This is a genomic window from Klebsiella sp. K4, assembly GCF_014596785.2.
Taxonomy (GTDB): Bacteria; Pseudomonadota; Gammaproteobacteria; order Enterobacterales; family Enterobacteriaceae; genus Klebsiella; species Klebsiella pneumoniae.
In genome coordinates this window covers 3,726,026-3,750,867 of record NZ_CP115021.1, presented here as the reverse complement: position 1 = coordinate 3,750,867, position 24,842 = coordinate 3,726,026, and the positions used below count along the sequence as shown (strand labels likewise).

25 protein-coding genes and 1 pseudogene are annotated in these 24,842 nt (G+C 59.4%); 13 read left to right on the top strand and 13 right to left on the bottom strand.

The genetic code is table 11. From position 1 onward, the window contains the following. Window positions 1–29 precede the first annotated feature (29 nt). Window positions 30–338, bottom strand: coding sequence for a methionine synthase (locus tag IB144_RS18700; protein WP_004142270.1), 309 nt, complete (start codon window positions 336–338; stop codon window positions 30–32). A 73-nt stretch (window positions 339–411) separates the two neighbouring features. Here IB144_RS18700 and chiP point away from each other — a divergent pair, with 73 nt between their 5' ends. Together chiP and chiQ are read left to right on the top strand one after the other, a co-directional pair. Continuing rightward, window positions 412–1,815 carry a chitoporin gene (gene chiP / locus IB144_RS18695; protein ID WP_004152230.1) on the top strand — a complete coding sequence of 468 codons (1,404 nt, stop codon included), beginning with the start codon at window positions 412–414 and terminating at the stop codon, window positions 1,813–1,815. 47 nt (window positions 1,816–1,862) lie between these two features. Then, window positions 1,863–2,195, top strand: coding sequence for a ChiQ/YbfN family lipoprotein (chiQ, locus tag IB144_RS18690; protein WP_002894759.1), 333 nt, complete (start codon window positions 1,863–1,865; stop codon window positions 2,193–2,195). Between the two features lie 57 nt (window positions 2,196–2,252). On the opposite strand, the pseudogene IB144_RS18685 reads toward chiQ, so the two are convergent. The 5 genes and pseudogenes from IB144_RS18685 to ybfF all read right to left on the bottom strand — a co-directional run. Beyond that, window positions 2,253–2,669, bottom strand: a pseudogene (locus tag IB144_RS18685) (hypothetical protein); the annotation flags it as partial. Window positions 2,670–2,811: 142 nt separating this feature from the next. Further along, the gene (gene fur / locus IB144_RS18680; protein WP_002894761.1) at window positions 2,812–3,264 is read right to left on the bottom strand and encodes a ferric iron uptake transcriptional regulator; all 453 of its coding nucleotides are present in this window, start codon (window positions 3,262–3,264) and stop codon (window positions 2,812–2,814) included. A gap of 291 nt (window positions 3,265–3,555) precedes the next feature. Further along, window positions 3,556–4,086 (bottom strand): flavodoxin FldA, encoded by a 531-nt coding sequence (fldA, locus tag IB144_RS18675; protein WP_002894765.1) that lies wholly within the window; start codon window positions 4,084–4,086, stop codon window positions 3,556–3,558. Between the two features lie 151 nt (window positions 4,087–4,237). Further along, window positions 4,238–4,531: a LexA regulated protein gene (gene ybfE / locus IB144_RS18670; protein ID WP_002894767.1), complete on the bottom strand. Its 294-nt coding sequence runs from the start codon at window positions 4,529–4,531 to the stop codon at window positions 4,238–4,240. Between the two features lie 133 nt (window positions 4,532–4,664). Further along, a complete protein-coding gene (ybfF, locus tag IB144_RS18665; RefSeq protein ID WP_004152229.1) occupies window positions 4,665–5,438 on the bottom strand; it encodes an esterase in 774 nt (257 codons plus the stop codon). A gap of 183 nt (window positions 5,439–5,621) precedes the next feature. Here ybfF and seqA point away from each other — a divergent pair, with 183 nt between their 5' ends. The 3 genes from seqA to IB144_RS18650 are packed head-to-tail and all read left to right on the top strand — an operon-like array spanning window position 5,622 to window position 8,335. Further along, window positions 5,622–6,170 carry a replication initiation negative regulator SeqA gene (gene seqA / locus IB144_RS18660; RefSeq protein ID WP_002894771.1) on the top strand — a complete coding sequence of 183 codons (549 nt, stop codon included), beginning with the start codon at window positions 5,622–5,624 and terminating at the stop codon, window positions 6,168–6,170. Window positions 6,171–6,202: 32 nt separating this feature from the next. Further along, window positions 6,203–7,843 (top strand): phosphoglucomutase (alpha-D-glucose-1,6-bisphosphate-dependent), encoded by a 1,641-nt coding sequence (gene pgm, locus IB144_RS18655; protein WP_002894773.1) that lies wholly within the window; start codon window positions 6,203–6,205, stop codon window positions 7,841–7,843. Between the two features lie 54 nt (window positions 7,844–7,897). Then, window positions 7,898–8,335 carry a hypothetical protein gene (locus IB144_RS18650; RefSeq protein WP_004176864.1) on the top strand — a complete coding sequence of 146 codons (438 nt, stop codon included), beginning with the start codon at window positions 7,898–7,900 and terminating at the stop codon, window positions 8,333–8,335. Here the strand turns inward: IB144_RS18650 and kdpE are convergent. From kdpE to kdpF, 6 genes are read right to left on the bottom strand one after another with little or no spacing between them, the layout of a single operon-like run. After that, a complete protein-coding gene (kdpE, locus tag IB144_RS18645) occupies window positions 8,317–8,994 on the bottom strand; it encodes a two-component system response regulator KdpE (RefSeq protein ID WP_002894776.1) in 678 nt (225 codons plus the stop codon). The genes IB144_RS18650 and kdpE overlap by 19 nt on opposite strands. After that, window positions 8,991–11,678, bottom strand: a complete 2,688-nt coding sequence (gene kdpD, locus IB144_RS18640) for a two-component system sensor histidine kinase KdpD (RefSeq protein WP_032419214.1) — start codon at window positions 11,676–11,678, stop codon at window positions 8,991–8,993. Before kdpD ends, kdpE begins: the two co-directional genes overlap by 4 nt. Further along, on the bottom strand, window positions 11,679–12,254 hold the full coding sequence (gene kdpC, locus IB144_RS18635; RefSeq protein WP_032419213.1) for a potassium-transporting ATPase subunit KdpC: 576 nt from the start codon (window positions 12,252–12,254) through the stop codon (window positions 11,679–11,681). 10 nt (window positions 12,255–12,264) lie between these two features. Beyond that, entirely contained in the window at window positions 12,265–14,313 is a 2,049-nt protein-coding gene (gene kdpB / locus IB144_RS18630; RefSeq protein ID WP_040215845.1) for a potassium-transporting ATPase subunit KdpB, read from the bottom strand. Between the two features lie 20 nt (window positions 14,314–14,333). Beyond that, a complete protein-coding gene (kdpA, locus tag IB144_RS18625) occupies window positions 14,334–16,013 on the bottom strand; it encodes a potassium-transporting ATPase subunit KdpA (RefSeq protein WP_004142245.1) in 1,680 nt (559 codons plus the stop codon). Beyond that, on the bottom strand, window positions 16,013–16,102 hold the full coding sequence (kdpF, locus tag IB144_RS18620; protein ID WP_020323459.1) for a K(+)-transporting ATPase subunit F: 90 nt from the start codon (window positions 16,100–16,102) through the stop codon (window positions 16,013–16,015). Before kdpF ends, kdpA begins: the two co-directional genes overlap by 1 nt. Before the next feature lie 306 nt (window positions 16,103–16,408). On the opposite strand from kdpF, the gene IB144_RS18615 reads away from it, so the two are divergent. Next, window positions 16,409–16,618 carry a DUF2517 family protein gene (locus tag IB144_RS18615; RefSeq protein ID WP_004142243.1) on the top strand — a complete coding sequence of 70 codons (210 nt, stop codon included), beginning with the start codon at window positions 16,409–16,411 and terminating at the stop codon, window positions 16,616–16,618. Window positions 16,619–16,801: 183 nt separating this feature from the next. Then, a complete protein-coding gene (gene phrB / locus IB144_RS18610) occupies window positions 16,802–18,244 on the top strand; it encodes a deoxyribodipyrimidine photo-lyase (RefSeq protein ID WP_004147610.1) in 1,443 nt (480 codons plus the stop codon). Here phrB and dtpD read toward each other — a convergent pair. Then, on the bottom strand, window positions 18,216–19,694 hold the full coding sequence (dtpD, locus tag IB144_RS18605; RefSeq protein ID WP_004199663.1) for a dipeptide permease DtpD: 1,479 nt from the start codon (window positions 19,692–19,694) through the stop codon (window positions 18,216–18,218). The two genes, phrB and dtpD, sit on opposite strands and share 29 nt — an antisense overlap. Window positions 19,695–19,961: 267 nt before the next feature. Here dtpD and IB144_RS18600 point away from each other — a divergent pair, with 267 nt between their 5' ends. The 6 genes from IB144_RS18600 to IB144_RS18575 all read left to right on the top strand — a co-directional run bounded on the left by IB144_RS18600 (window position 19,962) and on the right by IB144_RS18575 (window position 24,834). Next, on the top strand, window positions 19,962–20,705 hold the full coding sequence (locus IB144_RS18600; protein ID WP_004176858.1) for a type 2 GTP cyclohydrolase I: 744 nt from the start codon (window positions 19,962–19,964) through the stop codon (window positions 20,703–20,705). 14 nt (window positions 20,706–20,719) lie between these two features. Then, window positions 20,720–21,376 carry a 5-oxoprolinase subunit PxpB gene (gene pxpB, locus IB144_RS18595; RefSeq protein ID WP_004176857.1) on the top strand — a complete coding sequence of 219 codons (657 nt, stop codon included), beginning with the start codon at window positions 20,720–20,722 and terminating at the stop codon, window positions 21,374–21,376. Next, window positions 21,370–22,302: a 5-oxoprolinase subunit PxpC gene (pxpC, locus tag IB144_RS18590; RefSeq protein ID WP_004147614.1), complete on the top strand. Its 933-nt coding sequence runs from the start codon at window positions 21,370–21,372 to the stop codon at window positions 22,300–22,302. Before pxpB ends, pxpC begins: the two co-directional genes overlap by 7 nt. Continuing rightward, window positions 22,292–23,035, top strand: coding sequence for a 5-oxoprolinase subunit PxpA (gene pxpA, locus IB144_RS18585; RefSeq protein WP_004176856.1), 744 nt, complete (start codon window positions 22,292–22,294; stop codon window positions 23,033–23,035). The genes pxpC and pxpA overlap by 11 nt, the downstream gene beginning before the upstream one ends. An 81-nt stretch (window positions 23,036–23,116) precedes the next feature. Further along, window positions 23,117–23,842: a DUF969 domain-containing protein gene (locus IB144_RS18580; RefSeq protein WP_002894928.1), complete on the top strand. Its 726-nt coding sequence runs from the start codon at window positions 23,117–23,119 to the stop codon at window positions 23,840–23,842. Further along, on the top strand, window positions 23,839–24,834 hold the full coding sequence (locus IB144_RS18575; protein ID WP_004176855.1) for a DUF979 domain-containing protein: 996 nt from the start codon (window positions 23,839–23,841) through the stop codon (window positions 24,832–24,834). The genes IB144_RS18580 and IB144_RS18575 overlap by 4 nt, the downstream gene beginning before the upstream one ends. The last annotated feature ends 8 nt before the right edge of the window (window positions 24,835–24,842 follow it).

Here is a 24,842-nt window from a genome sequence, read left to right as displayed (position 1 = left end):
CTCCCAGCGGCGCTTTTTTTGTTTCAGAATCAGCTAATTAAACTTTTCATTTTCGCGATGCGAATTAATTCTGTTTCTGCGCGGTAATAAATAGCGCTTCTGATGTTTCCTGTCACATACAAAAAACCAATGTAATCGCTTTCAATGATTGCGTTTTTCCCTGATTTTGCAATGACTTCCATAACAAAATCATCAGAGATAAGACTGTAACAAAACGACATAAAATATGTGCGCTTTGTCATAATCTTAAGCTTTGCCTCACGAAAAACATTGATAATTCGCGTCACGAAAAATAGTCTATCTACAGTGGTTTCGCGGTCTTTTTTACCGCCCCACATTTTGCAGTTTTATTTATTTTTTAGCGATTGACCGCTGGTCTTCGCCTTTTAAAACGTCAAAGAGGATATGCACATGCGTACGTTTAGTGGCAAACGTAGTACGCTGGCGCTGGCTATTGCCGCCGTCACCGCGATGTCGGGCTGGGTTGTGGCTCCACAGGCCAGCGCAGCAGGCTTTATCGATGATTCAACCTTAACCGGCGGTATCTATTACTGGCAGCGTGAGCGTGACCGTAAAGATGTGACCGACGGCGACAAATACAAAACCAACCTTTCCCACTCTACCTGGAACGCCAACCTGGACTTCCAGTCCGGCTATGCCGCCGATATGTTTGGCCTTGATATTGCCGCGTTTACCGCGATTGAAATGGCGGAGAACGGCGATAGCGGCCACCCGAACGAAATTGCCTTCTCGTCACGTAACAAAGCCTATGACGAAGACTATTCCGGCGATAAGAGCGGCATCAGCCTGTATAAAGCCGCAGCGAAATTCAAATATGGTCCGGCGTGGGCACGTGCGGGCTATATCCAGCCAACCGGCCAGACTCTGCTGGCCCCGCACTGGAGTTTTATGCCAGGTACCTATCAGGGGGCGGAGGCCGGGGCTAACTTCGACTATGGCACGGCGGGCGCGTTAAGTTTCTCCTATATGTGGACGAACGAGTATAAAGCGCCATGGCATATCGAGATGGACGATTTCTATCAGAACGATAAGAAGACCAAAGTCGATTATCTCCACTCCGTCGGCGCTAAATATGATTTCAAAAATGACCTGGTGCTGGAGGCGGCATTTGGTCAGGCTCAGGGCTATATCGATCAGTACTTTGCTAAAGCCAGCTACAAGTTTGACGTCGCCGGCGCGCCGCTGAGCACCAGCTACCAGTTCTACGGCACCCGCGATAAGGTCAGCAACGGCGGGGTCAACGACATCTATGATGGCACCGCATGGCTGCAGGCGTTAACCTTTGGTTATAAGGTGGCGGATGTCCTGGATCTGCGTCTCGAGGGAACCTGGGTGAAGGCTGATGGCCAGCAGGGCTACTTCCTGCAGCGTATGACCCCGACCTACGCCTCTTCCAATGGTCGTCTCGATATCTGGTGGGATAACCGCTCCGACTTTAACGCCAACGGCGAAAAAGCGGTCTTCTTTGGCGCGATGTATGACATGAAAAACTGGGATATGCCGGGCTGGGCGTTCGGCGCGTCTTATGTCTACGCCTGGGATGCGAAGCCGGGCAGAATGTCCTCTCCGGATGCGTACTATGACCCTGACTATCGCCTGAAAGAGTCGGCCTATAGCCTGGATGCAATGTATACCGTACAGGAAGGGCGGGCGAAGGGCACCCTGTTCAAACTGCACTTTACCCAATACGACAACCATTCCGATATTCCGAGCTGGAGCGGCGGCTACGGCAACATCTTCCAGGATGAGCGCGACGTGAAGTTCATGGTTATCGCCCCGTTCACTATTTTCTGATGCCTGCGCGGCGGGCGTGAGCCTGCCGCACCTCTGGGAGAACGACAATGAAAAAAATGCTGCTTATTGCCATGATGGCAGCGGGCCTGGTGGCCTGCACCACGTCGCCGGCGCCGAAAGAAGACACCAAACTGAAAGATGCCTATAGCGCCTGTATTAATACGGCGGAAGGGAATCCGGACAAGATTGAAGCCTGCCAGAGCGTACTGAATGTGCTGAAAAAGGATAAACAGCACCAGCAGTTCGCCAACCAGGAGAGCGTTCGCGTCCTGGATTACCAACAGTGTATTCAGGCCACCCGCACCGGCAACGATCAGGCGGTGAAAGCGCGCTGCGATCAGATCTGGAAGGAGATCCGCAGCAATAATACGACCCATTAAATCAGACGACAGCGGCAAACGGGCGGGGCATATCTCCGCCCGTTTGTTTTTTTTGCGCTGACTCTCCGCCGGCTGATAGCCGCGGCTCAGCCGCACGAACAGTAGCGCGGTGGCAATGAATCCGCACAGCGCGGCGCACATTAGCCACCAGCCCGGCGGGCTTTTATCGCCGGTGAGCTCGACCAGTGCGGTGGAAATAGCTGGCGTCAGGTCGCCGAAAATGGCAGTAGCGAGACTAAAGGCCAGCGAAAAGCCCACGGTGCGGACGTGTACCGGCATCACTTCGGTAAGCGCCGCGACCATCGCGCCGTTATACATGCCAAAGAAGAACGAGAACCATAGCAGGACCAGTGTCATACGGGTGAAATCGGGCGCGACGGTGAGCCAGTGCATCACCGGCCAGGTGGTGAGCAGGGCCAGCACGGTAATGCCCATCAGCACCGGACGACGACCGATCCGATCAGAGATCGCCCCGCTGGCGAAGTTCCATATCAACTCTCCGGACAAAGCGGGGATGAGGAAAGTCACCCCAGGGGCGTGTGCGGGAAGGGTGCCAGAGGCGCCCATAAAAAAGCCAACCGGCAGGTTGGCTTTTCAGTCTCAGCGAAACGGGGAATTATTTTTCCACCGCGTCGTGGGCGTGTTCGTCCTCGCGGCAATCCCCTTCCGCACAGTGACCGTACAGATATAAACTGTGGTTGGTCAGGCGGATGCCGTGGCGGGAGGCAATTTCACGCTGGCGTAATTCGATCGAGTCGTCGCTGAATTCGATCACTTTGCCGCAGTCGAGGCAGATCAGGTGATCGTGGTGATGCTGCTGGGTCAGTTCGAAAACGGATTTTCCGCCTTCGAAATTATGACGAGTCACGATGCCGGCGTCATCAAACTGGTTGAGGACGCGGTAAACGGTCGCCAGACCGATCTCTTCGCCCATGTCGATCAGGCGTTTATATAAGTCTTCCGCACTGACATGATGGTTATCCGGTTCCTGCAGCACTTCAAGGATTTTTAGTCGAGGAAGTGTGACTTTCAGGCCAGCCTTCTTTAATGCGGTATTGTTGTCAGTCATGCGGAATCTGTCCTGTTGCTAAACGATCTACTTCCTTCAACGGAAGTCATACAGAAATTAACCCGACGTAATGCGTCTCATTATAGAACTGCCACTGGTAAATGAAAACTGCAAGCATCGGGCCTGGTTTGCTGTCAAAAACGAGGCACCAGCTACAAACTGCGTCACGTGCCTCGTAGAATCAGAGGACATTGTACAGATATGTGATTAAAAGTTAAAAACTTGTAGCTATTAGTTTGATTGCTTTTGTCTATTAATGCGACGCAACTCAATGATTGCGCCGCTTAATCATCAGGCGTTTTTGATTTCTTCGAGGTGCAGCTCTTCGGCAACCTGCTTCACCCATTTCTCAACGCGCTCGTTGGTCAGCTCCGGCTGGCGGTCTTCATCAATGGCGAGGCCGACGAAGTGGTCGTCATCCGCCAGGCCTTTGGAAGCCTCAAAATGATACCCCGCCGTTGGCCAGTGACCGACGATGGTCGCGCCGCGCGGCTCAATGATGTCGCGGATGGTGCCCAGCGCGTCGCAGAAGTATTCTGCGTAATCTTCCTGGTCGCCGCAGCCGAACAGCGCCACCAGTTTGCCATTGAAGTCGATCTCTTCCAGCGTCGGGAAGAAGTCATCCCAGTCACACTGCGCTTCACCGTAGTACCAGGTCGGGATACCGAGCAGCAGGATGTCGTGGGCTTCCAGGTCTTCTTTGCTGCTTTTGGCAATGTCGTGAACATCAGCAACATCTTTACCAAGCTGCTTTTGAATCATTTTTGCAATATTTTCGGTGTTGCCGGTGTCGCTGCCAAAAAAGATGCCGATGATTGCCATGAGTAAAATAACCTCTTGAAACTTAAATGATGTGGTAGGGACGCAATGCCCATAGATAACGGCAATCATAGCAGAACAGGCAAGGGCGCGGAAACAGCAATCACGCCCGACTGCACACTCTGCTACATGAATGCGGGTTTTTCGCGGAAAGTTAGACTTTTCCCTGGCTGCGCAGGGCGGTTAACTGGGTCATCAGCATCTCTTCAATGAGATCGCTGCGGCTCATATTACGCGCTTCCGCCAGCTCGTTGAGCGCATCGACCGCATCGGCGTTGAGTTTTAACTCCACGCGCTTCAGCCCGCGAACCTTATCGCGTTTCAGCTGGTTACGTTTGTTGATGCGCAGTTGTTCATCGCGCGACAGCGGATTGGTTTTCGGTCTTCCCGGGCGACGCTCGTTTGCGAACAAATCTAATGTCGTACGGTCCGTTTGTTCTTTTGCCATGATTCTGAGTGACTTCGGGGAAACAAGCTGCCGGGCTCTAGCCGGCGCAGATAGCGCGCCATCATACATCAGGCGAACGGCTGCGCCAACGACCGCGGGCATTCTGCGGCGCGGTCGGGCATATTTTAGCCAATCAGGCGGCGATGCTCGTCAGATAGCGGCGGATGGCGCGTAACACCGCCTCGGGTTTCTCGGCATGGACCCAGTGTCCGGCGCCGGCGATGACGTGGGCCCGGGCCTGCGGGAACTGGGCCAGCAGCGCGTCGCGGTAGGCGTCGGTCACATAGGGCGAGTTGCCGCCGGGAATAAACTGCGTCGGGTGCGGCCAGGCCGGGATGGTTTCCCAGCCGACGATATGCGGATACTGGTCCCACAGCACCGGCACGTTGAAGCGCCAGTCGCCGTCGACGAATGATTTCAGCAGGAACTGAATCACGCCTTCTTCCTGCAGGTGCTCGCGCATCACCTGCGCCGCCTGCTGGCGGGTGCTGGCGGCGGATTCGCTGACGGCGCGGATAGCGGCGAAGATCTCATCATGGCGGCGAACGTGATAATCCACCGGCGCGATATCGATCGCCACCAGACCGCTGATGCGTTCAGGCGCCAGGGCGGTAAGCGCCATTACCGCTTTCCCGCCCATCGAATGGCCGATAAAGGTGGCGCGCTCGATCTGGTGCGCGTCGAGCGTATCAAGCAGATCCTGCGCCATGGCGGGGTAGGTCATCTCTGGCGACCGCGGCGACAAACCGTGGTTGCGCATATCGACCTGCACAATATCATGGTCGGCGATCAGGTCGCGGGCGAGGATGCCCAGGTTGTCCAGGCTGCCAAACAGACCGTGGACCAGCACGATCGGGGAGTGGTTGTGCGGATTCTGTGCAGATTGCGCTCGGCTATTTAATTTCATGGCAAAGTTCTTTTTTTCGCTCCGTCGGGTTAGGGTATTATGTTGGACATTCTGCCATCCGGCTGCAAGACCCAGAAGTTTTCTGAGTTTTACCGCCATCCTGGTTTGACGCTATCCGCGGTTGGGATTTGTACTTATAATCCCAACGATTTGTATTCAGAAAAGATATCGCACTGGATTAAGATGAAAACAATTGAAGTTGATGATGAACTCTATCGCTATATTGCCAGCCACACTCTGCATATCGGCGAGAGCGCATCCGACATTTTACGGCGTATGCTAAAATTTTCCGCCGTTTCCCAACCGGCTACACCGGTCAGCAAAGCCGCTCCGACGCTGGCGCCAGCGCCTGTCGCTGAGGTGAAACCCGCTAACCCGGTGAAAGATAAAGTCCGCGCCATGCGCGAGATGCTGTTATCTGATGAATACGCCGAGCAGAAGCGCGCGGTGAACCGTTTTATGCTGGTGTTGACGACCCTCTACTCCCTGGACAGTAAAGCATTTGCCGAGGCCACCGAGTCTCTGCACGGCCGCACGCGCGTTTACTTCGCGGAAGATGCGCGTACGCTGCTGAAAAGCGGTAATCAGACCAAACCGAAACAGGTTCCTGGTACACCGTGGTGGGTGATCACCAATACCAATACCGGCCGTAAATGCAGCATGATTGAGCACATCATGCAGTCGATGCAGTTCCCTGCGGAGCTGATTGAAAAGGTTTGCGGCACGATCTAGCTTTTTAACATTTGCACCAGAAGGATCAGGCAATGGCAATCGATAAACGTGCGGGGCAGCCTGCGCAACAGAGTGATTTGATTAACGTCGCCCAACTGACTGCTCAGTACTACGTGCTGAAGCCTGAAGTCGGTAATGCGGAGCATGCGGTAAAATTCGGCACCTCTGGCCATCGCGGTAGCGCGGCGCGCCACAACTTCAACGAACCGCATATCCTGGCCATCGCCCAGGCCATTGCGGAAGATCGTGCGAAAAACGGGATCACCGGTCCGTGCTATGTCGGCAAAGATACCCACGCCCTCTCCGAGCCGGCATTTATTTCGGTGCTGGAAGTGTTAACCGCCAACGGCGTCGACGTGATCGTGCAGGAAAACAACGGCTTCACCCCGACGCCGGCGGTCTCCAACGCGATTCTGGTGCATAACAAAAAAGGCGGTCCGCTGGCGGACGGCATTGTGATCACCCCGTCACACAACCCGCCGGAAGATGGTGGTATCAAGTACAATCCGCCAAACGGCGGCCCGGCTGATACCAACGTCACCAAAGTGGTGGAAAACCGCGCCAACGAACTGCTGGCCGCGGGCCTGCAGGGCGTGAAACGCATTTCTCTGGACGCGGCGCTGGCTTCTGGCCACGTTAAAGAACAGGATCTGGTGCAGCCGTTCATTGAGGGGCTGGCGGATATCGTCGATATGGCCGCAATCCAGAAAGCCGGCCTGACGCTGGGCGTCGATCCGCTGGGCGGGTCCGGTATCGAATACTGGAAGCGCATTGGCGAGCACTACAAGCTCAATCTGACCATTGTTAACGATCAGGTGGATCAGACCTTCCGCTTTATGCACCTCGATAAAGACGGCGCCATCCGCATGGATTGCTCCTCAGAGTGTGCGATGGCTGGCCTGCTGGCGCTGCGCGATAAGTTCGATCTGGCGTTTGCTAACGACCCGGATTACGACCGCCACGGGATTGTGACCCCGGCGGGGTTGATGAACCCGAACCACTACCTGGCGGTAGCGATCAACTACCTGTTCCAGCATCGTCCGCAGTGGGGCAAAGAGGTGGCGGTGGGTAAAACGCTGGTCTCCTCCGCGATGATTGACCGCGTGGTGAACGATCTGGGCCGCAAGCTGGTGGAAGTGCCGGTGGGCTTTAAGTGGTTTGTCGACGGCCTGTTCGATGGCAGCTTCGGCTTCGGCGGCGAAGAGAGCGCCGGGGCCTCCTTCCTGCGCTTCGACGGCACGCCGTGGTCCACCGATAAAGACGGCATCATCATGTGCCTGCTGGCGGCGGAAATCACCGCGGTGACCGGGAAAAACCCGCAGGAGCATTACAACGAACTGGCGGAACGCTTCGGTGCGCCGAGCTATAACCGTCTGCAGGCTTCCGCGACCTCCGCGCAGAAAGCGGCGCTGTCCAAGCTCTCTCCGGAAATGGTCAGCGCTGACACCCTGGCGGGGGATCCGATCACTGCCCGTCTGACCGCGGCGCCGGGCAACGGGGCGGCGATTGGCGGCCTCAAGGTGATGACCGACAACGGCTGGTTCGCGGCGCGTCCGTCAGGCACCGAAGACGCCTACAAGATCTACTGCGAAAGCTTCCTCGGCGAAGAGCATCGCAAGCTGATTGAAAAAGAAGCGGTAGAGATTGTCAGCGAAGTGCTGAAGAACGCTTAACGACGCACTACCATCAGGCCCCTTGCGGGCCTGATTTTTTTCGCAAGGATAGCGATGAAAATACAACGGAAGTCTCTGTTTTTGTTCTGGGCGTGGATGGATCTCTTTTTCGTCCTGCAATTCTTATGGTGGAATATTGCCCACCGCCGCCTCCCTTTTTACGACGATCTGCTGGCTTATCTCCAGCTGCTGCACACCTGGGGCTCCGCGGCGGTCTGGCTGTACCCGCTGAATGTTCTGCTGATTATCAGCATCCCGCTATCGATGATCTTTTTTTTCCGCCAGAGCCGCTATGCGCTGTGGCTGGCCTGGGGGCAGGCGCCGCTCAGGCTGCTGTTTATGCAGCCTTCGCTATCGCTGGGCCTGTGGCTGATTCAGGCTGCCGGCGTCCGGCATTTAGCGATCCTGGCAGGCTTTCTGCTGCTCTCTGAAGGGCTGAAAATCGCCAGCCTCTGGTACTGCAGAGGCGGGATTCAGGGCATAAAGCGATAGCCAATCCCGGTTTCGGTCAGCAAATGCTGCGGCCGTGCCGGATCGGCCTCCAGCTTTTGTCGCAGATGACCCATATAGATCCGCAGATAGTGGCTGTGCTCCACGGCGTTAGGCCCCCACACCTGATTCAGCAGCTGGCGCTGGGTAAGCACTTTGCCGGGATTATTCAACAGCGCCGCCAGCAGGCGAAACTCGATAGGCGTCAGGTGGATCTCTTCGCTGCCGCGCAGGATGCGGCGGGCGGGGATATTGACCTCCAGGTCAGCGAAGCGCACCACCGGCTCATCGGCCTGCGCCGCGCCGTGGCGACGCAGCGCGACGCGCAGGCGGGCCTGCAGCTCGCCGATGCCAAAGGGTTTACTTAAGTAGTCATCGGCGCCGGCATCCAGGGCGGCAATTTTGTCATGCTCTTCGCTACGCGCTGACAGGACGATAATCGGCATCTGGCTCCACTGACGCAGGTCGCGAATAAAATCAATGCCGTCACCATCCGGCAGGCCGAGATCGAGGATCGCGAGGTCGGGCTTACGGGTGGCGGCTTCAATCAGCCCACGCTGCAGGGTTTCCGCTTCAAATACGCGCATGCCGTCGGCTTCCAGCGCGGTGCGCAGAAAGCGTCGGATAGCGTGTTCGTCTTCGATAATCAGAACGTTAATCACAATTCCTCAGGTAGCTCTTCCAGTTCAGGGGGCGTTTCTCCCGGCAGTGTAACACGGAATGAGGCGCCGCCCTCGGGCCGGTTGCTGGCGGAGATGGTCCCGCCGTGGACGTCGACGATGGCCTGACAGATGGCAAGGCCCAGCCCGACGCCAGGGATCGCCGACTCTTTGTTGCCGCGGGCGAATTTATCAAAGATAGTCTGTTCCTGGCCTGCCGGGATCCCAGGACCGTTATCCCATACTTCCAGCGACAGCTGCCGGGCGTCCGCCTCGGCGCGAATGCCGATGCTCGCCCGGGCGCCGGCATACTTATGGGCATTTTCCAGCAGGTTGATCAGCACCCGCTCGAACAGCGGCCCGTCGACATGCACCAGCTGGAGGGGATCGGGTAAATCCAGCTGAATATGCTGGCCGCCGAGGCTCGGTTCGAGCATACGCAGCGCGCTGCCGACCACTTCCTCCAGCGTCAGCCACTCCTTATGCAGATTAAAGCCGCCGGACTGGATCCGCGCCATATCCAACAGGTTGTTCACCAGCCGGGTGGTGTTGAGCACATGCTGGCGGATTTCGTTGGCCTGCGGGGCATGTTTTGAACCTTCGCTGGCCAGATCGAGGGTCAGAATTTCCGCCTGGCCAAACAGCACGGTTAGCGGAGTACGCAGATCGTGCGACAGGGCGGCGAGCAGCGAGTTACGCAGGCTTTCCCGCTCGCTGGTCAGACGGGCCTGCTCTTCGCTGGCGGTCAGGGTGAGGCGCTCCAGGGCGCTGGCCACCAGCAGGGTAAAGGTCTCCAGCAGCCGCTGCTGCTCCGGGATCATCAGTTGGCGCAGATTCTCCGGTTCCACCACCAGTAGTCCCCAGGTGCGGGCGGCGCTCTTCAGGGGCAAGATCTGATACGGCACGCCGGGCAGGGTATCGGTGCCGGCGCCGGCAGGTTGGGCCTTATCAAAGCTCCAGCGGGCGATGGCGTCATCCCATGGGGTCAGCCCTGGCTGGTGGGTTAAGGGCAGCAGTTTTCCCTGGGCGTCCGGGAGCAGCAGCTGGCTGCGGGCCTGAAAGGTGGAGGCGATAAACCGCTCGCTGGTGGTGGCGATATCCTGCTGGCTGCGACCCACCGCCAGCGCTTTAGACATCTCATACAGATGGCGGGTACGGCGTTCACGGTAGCGCGCCACCCGCGCCTGGTAGCGCACGCCGGCGGTGAGGTTACCGATAAGCAGGCCCACGGTGAGCATCACGCCGAAGGTGAGCAGATACTGGACATCCGACACCGCCAACGTCCCGCGCGGGGCGACAAAAAAGAGATCGAAGCTGATGACGTTGATCACCGTCGCCAGCACCGACGGCCAGCGGCCATAGACCAGGGCGATGAGCACCACCCCCAGCAGATAGAGCATCACCAGGTTGGCGGCTTCGAAGGCCATCAACCACTGCATGGCCACCAGGGTAATGATGGCGCATAGCGCCACCGCCACCCCGCAGCCCTGCAGCTGCAGGCGCCATTTCTCCAGCGCCGGACGGCTGTCGCTGGCGCGTGCGGCAAGGGGGAAGGGTTTCTCATCGAGGGCGATCACCACCAGATCGAGGTCCGGCGCATGGCGAGCCAGACGATCGGCGAAGCCGCTGCGATCCCACCAGCGGCGCTTGCTTTGGCGGCCAATGACGATTTTGCCGAGGTTATGTTCGCGGGCGTAATGGAGGACCGCTTTCTCTTCCGACGGGTCGGAGAGGGTGGCGGTTTCGGCCCCCAGCTCCTGGGCCAGACGCAGCGCGGCGAGAATAGCCCGCCGCCGGCCTTCCGGTAGCCGGTGCAGGGAAGGGGTCTCGACATACACCGCATGCCAGACGCTGCCCAGGCGGGCGGCGAGCCGGGCGGCGGCGCGCACCAGCTTTTCGCTGCCGGTGTTGTGCCCGATACAGAGCAGGATCGCATCGCGGGTGTGCCAGACTTTCTCCTGGCCCTGACGGTCGCGCCAGGCGCGCATCTGCTCATCGACGCGGTCGGCGGTGCGGCGCAGGGCCAGCTCGCGCAGCGCAATCAGATTGCCCTTGCGGAAAAAGTTTTCGATAGCGCGCTCGGCCTGGCCGCCGATGTAGACTTTGCCCTCATTGAGCCGCTGGCGCAGATCGTCAGGGGGGAGGTCCACCAGCACCACGTCGTCCGCGGCGTCAAAGAAGGGATCGGGAACCGTCTCCCGCACCTGCACGCCGGTGATCCCGCTGACGACGTCATTCAGGCTTTCCAGATGCTGGACGTTAACGGTAGTGAAAACATCTATCCCGGCCTCCAGCAGTTCATCCACATCCTGCCAGCGCTTTGGATGGCGGGAGCCTGGCGCATTGCTGTGCGCCAGCTCATCCACCAGAATCAGCGCCGGACGGCGGGCGAGGGCGGCGTCGAGATCGAACTCATAGACGTACCGCCCGCGATGGGCAAGCCGCCGCGGCGGCAGAGTGCTCAGGCCCTGCAGCATCGCGGCGGTCTCTTTACGGCCGTGGGTCTCCGCCACGCCAATCAGAATATCCAGCCCCTGGGCGCGCAGCCGCTGCGCTTCTGCCAGCATCGCCCAGGTTTTCCCCACCCCGGCGCAGGCGCCAAAGAACACTTTCAGTTTGCCGCGATGCGGGGCGGCGGTGTGCTGCAGCAGGCGGTCAGGGTCCGGGCGCAGCGGCTCGTCACTCATTTACTTATCCTTCAGGGCATCCAGCGCCATATTGAGTTGCAGTATATTGACCACCGGCTGGCCAAGGAAGCTCAGCAGCGGGGTTTGTGTGGCCTGATTCACCAACTGGGTTACCTGCTCAACGCTCAGCTGGCGCGCTTGAGCCACCCGGGGCACCTGCCACAGCGCGGCGGCCGGAGTCAGGTTGTTATCGAGACCGCTCGCCGAGGTGGTGACCAGTTCGACCGGCACCCGCGGGTCGGCGTCCGGGTTGGCGGCGCGCAGGGCCTGCACGCGCTCGCTCACCGCTTTATCCAGCGCCGGGTTGCTGGCGGCGAGGTTGCCGCCGCCAGAGGCCATGGGATTATCCGCCGTCTCCGCGGTGGCCGACGGGCGGCCCTGGAAATAGCCTGCGGCGGTGAAGTTCTGGCCAATCAGCGCCGAGCCGCGCACTTCACCGTTCAGGCGGATCAGCGAGCCGTTGGCCTGTGAGTTAAACCACCATTGTCCCAGGCTGGTGGTAAGCAGAGGATAGACGCCGCCGGTGAGCAGCGTTAACAGAATAAATAGCACAAGTGCCGGACGAATCAATGACATAGTTTGTTCCTCACACCAGACCGCTCAGGGTCAGCAGCAGGTCGATGGCTTTAATACCGATAAAGGGCACCAGCAGACCGCCGAGGCCGTAGATCCACAGGTTGCGGCGCAGCATCGCCGAGGCGGAGAGCGGGCGATAGCTGACGCCTTTCAGGGCCAGCGGGATCAGGAAGACGATGATCAGCGCGTTGAAGATAACGGCGCTGAGGATCGCCGATGAGGGCGAATGCAGGCCCATCACGTTCAGCATGGCCAGCTGAGGATAGACCGCGGCAAACGCCGCCGGAATAATGGCGAAATATTTCGCCACGTCGTTGGCAATACTGAAGGTGGTCAGCGAACCGCGCGTCATTAACATCTGTTTGCCGATATGGACCACCTCAATCAGCTTGGTGGGGTTGGAATCCAGGTCGACCATGTTGCCCGCTTCCTTCGCCGCCTGGGTACCGGAGTTCATGGCTACCGCCACGTCGGCCTGAGCCAGCGCGGGCGCGTCGTTGGTGCCGTCGCCGGTCATCGCCACCAGCCGACCTTCCGATTGATACTGGCGGATCAGCGCCAGCTTGGCTTCCGGCGTCGCTTCGGCGAGGAAATCATCGACGCCGGCCTCGGCGGCGATCGCCGCGGCGGTCAGGCGGTTATCGCCGGTGATCATCACCGTTTTAATGCCCATTTTGCGCAGCTGGGCGAAACGTTCTTTGATGCCGCCTTTGACGATATCTTTGAGCGCAATAATCCCCAGCACCTTTTCGCCTTCGGCGACCACCAGCGGCGTGGCCCCCTGGCGGGCGACCTCTTCCACCTGCTTATCGACATCGACAGGGAAGTGGCCGCCGTTGGCCTCCACGTGGCGGCGAATGGCGTCCACCGACCCTTTGCGGATCATGCGCTGATCGATATTGATGCCGCTCATCCGCGTTTGCGCGGTAAAGGGGACAAAGGTGGCGTGCAGCGACTGCAGATCGCGTTCGCGCAGATTAAAGCGCTGTTTCGCCAGCACCACGATGCTGCGCCCCTCAGGGGTTTCATCCGCCAGCGAGGAGAGCTGGGCGGCGTCGGCGAGGGTTCGCTCTTCCACGCCGCGAGCCGGCAGGAAGGCGGAAGCCTGGCGGTTGCCGAGGGTAATGGTCCCGGTTTTATCCAGCAGCAGGACATCGACGTCGCCAGCGGCTTCCACCGCGCGGCCGCTGGTGGCGATCACGTTGGCGCCGAGCATACGGCTCATCCCGGCGACGCCGATGGCCGACAGCAGCCCGCCGATGGTGGTCGGGATCAGGCACACCAGCAGGGCGACCAGTACGGTAACGCTGACCGCATTGCCGCTCCACGCCGAGAAGGGCCAGATGGTGGCGGTGGCCAGCAGGAACACCAGCGTCAGGGCGATCAGCAGGATCGTCAGGGCGATCTCGTTCGGCGTTTTACGGCGCTGGGCGCCTTCCACCATGGCGATCATCCGGTCGAGGAAGGTTTCTCCCGGGTTCACGCTGCAGCGGATCACCAGCCAGTCGGAGAGAATGCGTGTCCCGCCGGTCACCGAGGCAAAATCGCCACCGGATTCACGGATCACCGGGGCAGACTCGCCGGTAATGGCGCTTTCGTCCACCGAGGCGCCGCCTTCGATGACTTCGCCATCGCAGGGGATAATATCCCCGGCTTCCACCAGCACCACGTCGCCTTTGCGCAGGTCTTCCGCCGGCACGTGGTCGACCGGTGCGTCATGCTGCGGGGCGCGCAGTTTGCGGGCGAAGGCCGTTTTTTTCACCCCTTTCAGGCTGTTGGCCTGGGCTTTGCTGCGGCCTTCCGCCATCGCTTCGGCAAAGTTGGCGAACAGCACGGTAAACCACAGCCAGATACTGACGGCGGCGGTAAAGGTGGCGCTACCGGTCAGGGCGCCGCCAGACATGGCGATCGCCAGCAGGGTGGTTAACAGACTGCCCACCCAGACGATAAACATCACCGGATTGCGCCATTGCACCATCGGGCTGAGTTTTTTCACGGCATCCAGCAGCGCCTGGCGCACCAGCGTCGGCTCCAGCAGGGCTAATTGTTTGCGACTCATAACAGGGTGCTCCGCATCGCTCAAAGTAAGGAAAAGTGTTCAGCCAGCGGGCCAAGCGCCAGCGCAGGAATAAAGGTCAGGGCGCCCACCAGCAGCACGGTGCCGATCAGTAAACCGATAAACAGGGCGTCGTGAGTGGCCAGGGTGCCGGGGCTGGCCGGTTGAATTTTCTTCGCCACCAGCGAGCCGGCGATGGCCATCACCGGAATGATGACGGCGAAGCGGCCGACCAGCATGCAGAACGCCAGCAGCAGGTTCCAGAACGGCGTCGCCGCACCCAGGCCAGCGAAGGCGCTGCCGTTGTTATTGGCCGCCGAGGTGACGGCGTACAGCACTTCGCTAAAGCCGTGCGGTCCAGGGTTGAACATCCCGGCGCGGCCGGCGTCGGTCATCATCGCCAGCGCCGTGCCAAGCAGCACCAGCGTCGGGGTGACCAGAATGGCGAGGGCGATCATTTTCATTTCCCGGACATCTATTTTCTTCCCGAGGTACTCCGGGGTGCGGCCGACCATCAGCCCGGCGATAAATACCGCCAGCATAACGAACAGCAGCATGCCGTACAGGCCCGAGCCGACGCCGCCGAATACCACTTCGCCAATCTGCATCAGCCACATTGGCACCATGCCGCCCAGCGCGGTGAAGGAGTCATGCATGGCATTGACCGCGCCGCAGGAGGCGGCGGTGGTGATCACCGCGAACAGACTGCTGGCGAGAATACCGAAGCGACTCTCTTTTCCTTCCATATTCAGGCTGCTGTCGGCACCCAGCGTCAGCAGATGCGGATTGCCGCGGGTCTCCGCCCACATCACCACGGCGACGCAGAGGATAAAGATCAGCGTCATTGCCCACAGGATGGCGCGTCCCTGACGCCGATCGCTTACCACCTCGCCGAAGGCGAAGCACAGCGCCGCCGGGATCAGGAAGATCGCCAGCATCTGCACGAGATTGGTCAGCGCGGTCGGGTTTTCAAACGGATGGGCGGAGTTGGCATTGAAGAAACCGCCGCCGTTAGTGCCCAGCAGCTTAATCGCTTCCTGTGAGGCGACAGGCCCCATCGGCAGCAGCTGGTGCACCCCTTCGAGGGTGGTAAAGGGCTGGTAGGCCTGCAGATTCTGCGGCACGCCCTGCTGAATAAAGAACAGGGCCACCAGCAGAGAGAGCGGCAGCAGCAGCCACAGGGTAATGCGCGTCAGGTCGACCCAGGCATTGCCGAGGGTCGACATTTTCTGCCGGGCGAAGGCGCGGGTCAGGGCGAAGACCACGGCGATGCCGGTGGCGGCGGAGAGGAAATTCTGCACCGTCAGGCCGACCATCTGGCTGAGATAACTCATTGTGCTTTCGCCGGCGTAAGCCTGCCAGTTGGTATTGCTGACAAAGCTGATCGCGGTATTGAGCGCCAGATCCCATGACAGCCCCGGCAGGTGCTGCGGGTTAAACGGCAGCACGCCCTGGAGCATCAGCAGGGCAAACAGCGCCAGGCCGCCGAGGGCGTTAAACAGCAGGAGCGCCAGCAAATACTGCAGCCAGCCCATCTCTTCGGCGCGGATCCCGGCCACGCGCCACAGGACGCGCTCGACCCCGGCCAGGCCGGGAAGCGGGATGTCATTCACCATTCTTGCCAGACACATCCCCAGCGGGCGCGCCAGCACCAGCAATACCAGCAGATAGCTGGCTAATAATAAAAATCCCTGGGCAGCCATCAGAATGCCTCCGCATGTATCAAGGCATAAACCAGATAAGCCAGTAACAGGAACACCAGCCCAACGCCAGTGAGTACGCCTGCAGTCACAATCCACCTCCGGGTGTGTTTTCGATTTACCTGGAGGATAGAAATTACGGCGCAAAGATTTCGCAAAAATCCGCGGGTGCGGTGTAAAAAAAGTATAAAAATGACAAAGGCACAAATTAACTGATGGTTAGTATTAATTTAACTTTTTCGTAACTAATTTACGTGCCGAATGTAAATTAAGTATAAATACGTGCTTTTTAGTGGTCGGATGAGTAGTAAAATTACAAGCAGAGCGGTATTATTTTGCTCAGACAAACATGATTAATTTTACCGGCGCTGCTTGCCGGCCTGACAAAGGGGAGAGAAATGATGGCGTTGTACAAAGCTTATCCTGCTCATATTATTTTGCTGCGTCGTGCTTTCGCCGTCGTGGCTGGCGTCGCGGCGCTGCCGGTGATGCTGTTCTGGAAAGATCGCGCCCGCTACTACAGCTGGCTGCACCGGGTGTGGTCGAAAACCAGCGAGCAGCCGGTGTGGATGGCGCAGGCGGAGAAAGCCGCTCACGATTTCTATTAATCCTCCTGCTGCGAAGAAAATAACAAGACCGCCGGGTTGCCCCGGCGGTTTTTTTTCGCCGCTTGTCTACACTCGTTTTTATGCGCCGCCTTGGAATTGGCAGGTGCGTATTTTGCCGGAGCGCGCTATTTTTGCCGGCTTAGATCATAAGATGAGTATTGCTGACGGATAATAAGGAGTGATATGGCCACCCATCTGGTCTGGTTACGCACGGATTTACGCATTCACGATAACCTGGCGCTGGCTGCCGCCTGCCGCGATCCGCAGGCGCAGGTGCTGGCGCTGTATATCGCCACCCCGGGGCAGTGGCGTGAACATCACCTGGCGCCACGGCAGGCCGCTTTTATCGCCAGCCATTTACAGAGTCTGCATGCCGCGCTGGCGGAACGGGGCATACCGCTGTGGGTAGAAGAGGCGGACGATTTTACCGCCAGCGTCGAACGGCTGGCCGATTTTTGCCAGCAGCATCAGGTCAGTCACCTGTTCTACAACTATCAGTACGAATTCAATGAACGCCAGCGCGATGCCGCCGTTGAGAACACCTTGCGCGACGTGATTTGCCAGGGCTTTGACGACAGCGTCCTGTTGCCGCCCGGCAGCGTACTGACCGGTGGCGGCGAAATGTATAAAGTCTTCACCCCGTTTAAAAATGCGTTTATTCGCCGTCTGCGGGACGGACTGCCGGCGTGCGTGGCGGCCCCGAAGCCGCGCCAGGCGCCTGCCTGCCAGGCGCCGCCGCTGCCTGAGCTTAACTACCCGCAAACGCCGTTCGACGGGCTGCTGTTTGCCGCGGATGAAAAAACGGCGCTGGCGCGTCTGCGCGCGTTTTGTCAGCAAGCGGCGGCGGATTACGAGGGGCAGCGCGACTTCCCGGCCGTGGAAGGGACCAGTCGCCTGTCGCCCTGCCTGGCCATCGGCGTGCTGTCCCCCCGCCAGTGCCTGCATCGTCTGCTGACGGAACATCCCGCCGCGCTGGACGGCGGAGCCGGCGCCACCTGGCTTAACGAGCTGATCTGGCGCGAGTTTTACCGCCATCTGATGGTCTACTATCCGAAGCTCTGTAAAGGACGGCCATTTACTGCCTGGACAGATAAGGTCGCCTGGCGCGCAGAGGAGGCCGCCCTGCAGGCCTGGCAGCGCGGGGAGACCGGTTTTCCGATAGTCGATGCCGCCATGCGCCAGCTGAACGCCACCGGCTGGATGCATAACCGGTTGCGCATGATTGTCGCCAGCTTCCTGACGAAAGATTTGCGCCTCGACTGGCGGGCGGGCGAGCGCTATTTCATGAGCCAGCTGATTGATGGCGACCTGGCGGCGAATAACGGCGGCTGGCAGTGGGCGGCTTCAACGGGCACCGACGCCGCGCCCTATTTCCGCATATTTAATCCCACCACCCAGGGCGAAAAGTTTGATAAACAGGGGGTGTTTATACGTCGCTGGCTGCCGGAGCTGGCAAAGGTGCCGGAGAAGGCCCTGCATCAGCCGTGGGCGTGGGCGGATAAACAAGGGATCACGCTGGACTATTCGCGCCCGATAGTTGATCACAAGCAGGCGCGGCAGGAGACGCTGGCGGCCTGGGAGGCCGCCAGAAAAGGAATTACTCCACCGCCAGACGGCGGGTCCTGACTTTCAGCGAATGATACAGCCAGATGACCAGCACCACGCCGACGCAGGCCAGCGCGCCCCAGGTGATCTGGCTGAAGACGGTAATGTAGGCGTCAATGGAGTAGTTCACCGCTCCGGCGGCGTCGAATGACGCCTGCGAGGTCTGGTCGGCGATAACGCCGGCCAGATAGTTGGCGATGGCCCCTGAGAGCAGCATATAGATACCGGTCAGCACCCCAGTGACACCCGGGATCTCAATGCGGGTGATCTGCGACATCGCGACCGGGTCGATAAACAGTTCGGCAAAGCCCATCACCGCCAGACCCAGCACCATCAGCGGCATGGACGACTGACCATAGGCCGCCGACCAGCGGGCGCTGAGGGTCAAAATGCAGAACCCGGCGCTCATCAGGCCCAGACCGAGGGCAAATTTCCCCCAGATGCGCACGGTGCGATTGCCGTTCACGCTCTCTTTCACCAGCCACGCCAGCACCATCCCGCAGAGCATCACCGCGAAGGCGTTGATTGACTGGAACATAGCGGTAGGGACTTCGTAGCTCATGATATGGCGGTTAACGAAGCGGTCAATATACAGGCTGATGGAGCTCCCGCCCTGTTGGGCGAAGGCCCAGAACAGCAGGCTGAAGGCGGTCAGGACGACGATCAGGCGCAGATCCTTGCGCTGTTTATCGGTTTCGGCGCGCAGGTAGATCCGCGCCAGTACCGCGAGGCCAATGGCCGTGGCCACGATCAGGGCATACACCGACCACTCCTGCCAGAACAGTACCGCAATCAGCAGCGGGGCGGTAACCAGCAACACCAGCAGCCAGCCCCAGTTCGGCAGCAGGAAGCGGCGCGCGCACAGCGCCTGGCGGTTGACGCCAGCGGTATGCTGGAAATGACGGTTGCCGCAGAGGAAAATCACCAGCCCCGCGACCATGCCGATGGCCGCCAGGGCAAAGCCCATCGCCCAGCTATACTCCTCCTGTACGTAGCCGCAGGCGATCGGCGCGATAATCGAGCCGATATTGCCGGCGGCATACATCAGCGAAAAGCCGCCATCGCGACGCGGATCGGCGGGTTCGTACAGCTCGCCCAGCAGACAGCTGACGTTGGATTTAAACAACCCGTAGCCGCAGACGATGATCGCCAGCGACAGGTACAGGAAAAGCGGAGCGGTTTCGCTGGCCCCGAGCACCAGATGGCCAATGGCCATCAGCAGCGCGCCGAGCATGACCGCCATCCGGTTGCCTAACAGCTTATCGGCCAGATAGCCGCCGAGGATCGGTGTCACATAGACCAGCGAACAGTAGGCGCTGAACAGGGCGTAGGCATGGTTATCGTCATATTTGAGCTGATTGGTGAGATAGAGGATCAGCAGGGCGCGCATGCCGTAAAAGCTAAAATACTCCCAGATTTGCAGCGCCACGACGTAGTAGATCGCCCGCGGTTGCGATGATGTTGTCTGCATATGAAGTGTGTTTCCTGGCGTAAAGCGAAAGTCGATCGTTCTGCATGAATAGCGATTTATCAGTCATATTCATGGCTTGAGGGGCTTTCTGATTATTTAATATGCTTTATTAGTGCATAAATATACACTAATGCGCGGCGGGATGAATAGACAAATTGCGGGATTCGTTAAAAAGTCATGGTCAGTGCCGGTAGCGGACTATCGACGACCCGAATGGATATGGTTATGTTATGCCTTTGTATAACCTGATTATCTGCTGGAGTGGCGATGAAAAATAGCGAACTGGAACAACTGATTAACGACAAGCTCAATAGTGCGGCCATCAGTGACTTCGCCCCTAATGGTCTGCAGGTGGAAGGACGCGAAACGGTGCACAAGATCGTCACCGGAGTGACGGCCTGCCAGGCGCTGCTGGATGAGGCCGTCCGTCTGCAGGCGGATGCGGTGATTGTTCATCACGGCTATTTCTGGAAAAACGAATCGCCAGTGATCCGCGGCATGAAGCGCCGTCGCCTGAAAACCCTGCTGGCCAACGATATCAATCTCTACGGTTGGCACCTGCCGCTGGATGCCCATCCGGAGCTGGGCAATAACGCGCAGCTGGCGCATCTGCTGGGGATTAACGTGCTCGGCGAAATCGAACCGCTGGTGCCGTGGGGCGAGCTGTCGATGCCGGTTTCCGGCCTCGAACTGGCCTCGTGGATCGAAGCGCGACTGGGGCGCAAGCCGCTGTGGTGCGGCGATACCGGGCCGGACACCGTCAGCCGCGTCGCCTGGTGTACCGGCGGCGGCCAGAGCTTTATCGACGCCGCGGCGCGCTTTGGCGTGGACGCCTTTATCACCGGCGAAGTGTCGGAACAAACTATTCACTCTGCCCGCGAGCAGGGCCTGCATTTTTATGCCGCCGGCCACCACGCCACCGAGCGGGGCGGCATTCGCGCCCTCAGCGAATGGCTGACGGAAACGACCGATCTGGATGTTACCTTTATTGATATTCCTAACCCTGCCTGACGGGAGAGAAGAAAGTGCAGCGAGCGCGTTGTTATCTGTTAGGTGAAACGGCGGTGGTCCTGGAGCTTGAGCCTCCGGTGACCCTGGAGAGCCAAAAACGTATCTGGGGCCTGACGCAGCGGTTGACCGATCGCGAAGAGGTGGTTGAAGTGATCCCGGGGATGAACAACATCACCGTTGTGCTGCGTCGTCCGCAGGAGATGGCGTGGGAGGCGATTGACAAGCTGCAGCGCTGGTGGGAAGAGAGCGATGCGCTGGAGCCGGAATCCCGTGAGATAAGTATCCCGGTTATCTACGGCGGCGAGGCGGGACCAGATCTTGGCGACGTCGCGCGCCATAGCGGGTTGAGCGAAAAGCAGGTGGTCGAACTGCACTCTTCGGTGGAGTATATGGTGTGGTTTCTGGGTTTCCAGCCGGGGTTTCCGTATTTTGGCGGCCTGCCGGAGCAGCTGGCGATGCCGCGTCGCGCCGAGCCGCGCGTACTGGTACCGGCGGGATCCGTCGGTATCGGCGGATCGCAAACCGGTATTTATCCGCTGGCGACGCCGGGCGGCTGGCAGCTGCTGGGGCGCACGCCGCTGGCATTATTCGATCCAAAACGTGAAGAGCCGGTGCTGCTGCGTTCCGGCGATCGCGTGCGCTTTGTGCCGCAGAAGGAGGGGGTATGTTGAAATTTATCCGCGCCGGCATGTATACCTCGGTACAGGATGGCGGCCGGGAAGGCCAGCGCCAGTGGGGGATTAGCCGCTGCGGCGCGCTGGATAAACCGGCGATGACCATTGCCAATCTGCTGGTGGGCAATGCGCCGGAGGCGGCGGCGCTGGAAATTACGCTGGGTCAGATCGATGTGCAGTTCACCCGCCACTGCTGGTTCGCGTTGACCGGCGCCGCCTGTGAAGCGACGCTCGACGGCGCGCCGGTCTGGTTGGGCTGGCGAATGGAGGCGAAGGCCGGGCAGCGGCTGGTGCTGAAAAATCCTCAGCATGGGATCCGCAGCTATCTGGCGGTCGCGGGCGGTATTGATGTCCCTGAAGTTTTAGGTTCCCGCTCTACCGATCTGAAAGTCGGTATCGGCGGAATCGAAGGGCGCCGGTTGCAGGATGGCGATCAAGTGAAGATTGGGAAATCGTCCCGCCGCTTTAGCGCCTCGCGCGGCGTTAAACAGCTGCCGATAGGCAATATTATTCGCGCGCTGCCGGGGCCGGAGTATCACGAATTCGACAGCGTGTCGCAGGAGTCTTTCTGGCGCTCGCCGTGGAAGCTGAGTCCGCAGAGCAACCGTATGGGCTACCGCCTGCAGGGGCAGCCGCTCAGGCGCACAACCGACCGGGAAATGCTCTCTCATGGCCTGCTGCCCGGCGTGGTACAGGTACCGCATAACGGCCAGCCGATTGTGTTGATGAACGATGCGCAAACCACCGGCGGCTATCCGCGTATAGCCTGCATTATTGAAGCCGATATGTACCAACTGGCGCAAATTCCGCTAGGTCAGCCGATCCATTTCGTCCCCTGTTCGCTGGAGGAAGCGCTAAAAGCGCGCGCCGACCAGCAGCGCTACCTTGAACAACTGGCCTGGAGATTAAGCGATGAAAATTGATTTAAATGCCGACCTCGGCGAAGGCTGCGCCAGCGATAGCGCGCTGCTGCAGCTGGTCTCTTCCGCCAATATCGCCTGCGGCTTTCACGCCGGCGATGCGGTTCTCATGCAGCAATGCGTGCGCGAGGCGCTGAAAAACGGCGTCGCTATTGGCGCACACCCGAGCTTCCCGGACCGGGAAAATTTCGGTCGAACCGCGATGCAGTTACCGCCAGAGACGGTCTACGCCCAGGTGCTGTACCAAATTGGCGCGCTGGCGGCAATCGTACACGCCCAGGGGGGCGAGCTGCGGCACGTCAAACCGCATGGCATGTTGTACAACCAGGCGGCGAAAGAGCCGCCTTTGGCCGACGCTATCGCCCGTGCGGTGCGCGATGCCGACGCCGACCTGGTGCTGGTTGGGCTGGCGGGCAGCGAGCTTATCCGCGCCGGACAGCATTATCAGTTGACGACGCGCCAGGAAGTCTTCGCCGATCGCGGCTATCAGGCCGACGGCAGCCTGGTGCCGCGCAGCCAACCGGGCGCGCTGATTGAGAGCGAAGAGCAGGCGCTGGCGCAAACGCTGGAAATGGTGCAGCACAATCGGGTGCGCAGCCTGAGCGGCGAATGGGCGCATGTTAAGGCGGAAACGGTCTGCCTGCATGGCGATGGCGCTCACGCGCTCGATTTCGCCCGGCGCTTGCGCGCCGCGTTTGCCGGGCGGAATATCGACGTCAGCGCGGACCTCGAGTAATAGTCCGCCTAAGTTATTAATAATAATTAAATCAAATAATTAACAACACTCACAATACTCACAACTGAACAGGACGTTATTATGCAAGAGGCGATATCCCTCTGGCCGCTAATCGGCATTGCCGTGATTGTGGTCGGTTTTGTATTACGCTTTAACCCGGTGCTGGTGGTGATTATCTCCGGGATCGTCACCGGCGTGGCGGCGCATATGCCAATAGCCACTATTCTGGAGAAACTGGGCGAGGGCTTCCTGAATACCCGTAATCTGCCGTTTATTCTGCTGCTGCCGCTGGCGGTGATCGGGCTGCTGGAGCGCCATGGTCTGAAAGAGCGGGCGCAGGCGTGGATCGCGAAGATCCATAGCGCGACCGCCGGACGTCTGCTGATCGTCTATCTGTTTGTGCGCGAAGCCACCGCCGCTCTGGGGTTGACCAGCCTCGGCGGACATCCGCAAATGGTGCGCCCGCTGCTGGCGCCGATGGCGGAGGGGGCGGCGGAAAAGCGCTTTGGCCCGCTGCCGGGCAATGTACGCTACCGCCTGCGCGCGATGTCGGCGGCGACCGATAACGTCGGGCTGTTCTTCGGCGAAGATATTTTTGTCGCCTTCGGCGCGATCATCTTCATGCACAACTTTATGCTGGAGTCGGGTGGGATCCAGACAGAACCGTTGCATATTGCCCTGTGGGGGATCCCGACGGCGATCTGCGCCTTTCTGATCCACGCCGCGCGCCTGTGGCGACTCGATCGCCATCTCCAGCGCGAGCTGGACCGGATAAACGCCGGACAGGCGAAAGGCGGTGCGGCATGAATTTCCAGCAAACCTATTTATACTGGCTGGCCGGCGCGGTACTGCTGGTCGTGGCTATCATGTCCTGGCGCGACAAAAGCAATCCGCGACGTCTGACAACCGGTCTGTTCTGGGGCCTGTACGGGCTGGTGTTCTTGCTCGGCGACTGGACATATCAACTGGTGGGCGATAAGCGTACGGTGAATATCGCTGTCGGCGGGGTGGTGGTCGTCCTGGCGCTGATCGCCGGTTTTGGCGGCGTGCGCCTCGGCAGCTACCATCAGCGTACCCAGGAAGAGAAAACCGCCAGCGCGAAACGCCTCGGCAACAAACTTTTCTTTCCGGCGCTGGCGATTCCGGTCGTCACCGTCATTGGCGTACTGCTGTTTAACAATCTGCCCTCATGGCAGGTGGCGCTCTTCGGGCCGGGCAACCACGCGACGCTGATTACTCTGTTCTCGATGACTGTCGGTACGCTGATTGGCCTGGCGATGGCTATTCGTATGACGCATGAAACGGTGGCGCAGCCAATGCAGGAAGCGCGCCGTTTGCTTGATTCCGTCGGCTGGGCCTTTATCCTGCCGCAAATCCTCGCGGTGCTGGGGCTACTGTTTACCGCAGCGGGCGTCGGAACCAGCATTTCATGGCTGACCGAGCACTATCTGGCGGTCGATAACCGCTTTATCGCCGTGGCTGTGTATGCCATCGGCATGGCGGTGCTGACAATGGTGATGGGCAACGCCTTTGCCGCTTTCCCGATTGTGACCGCCGGAGTTGGCATTCCGATTTTAGTCCTGCAGCACGGCGGCAATCCGGCGGTAATGGCGGCGATTGGTATGTTTTCCGGCTACTGCGGCACGCTGATGACGCCGATGGCGGCGAACTTCAATATTGTCCCGGCGGCGCTGCTGGAACTGCCGGATAAAAACGCGGTAATTAAAGCCCAGATACCGACCGGTATCCTGCTGCTTATCGTCAATGTATTCTTACTCTATTTCCTGATGTTCCTGTAAGGAGGGAT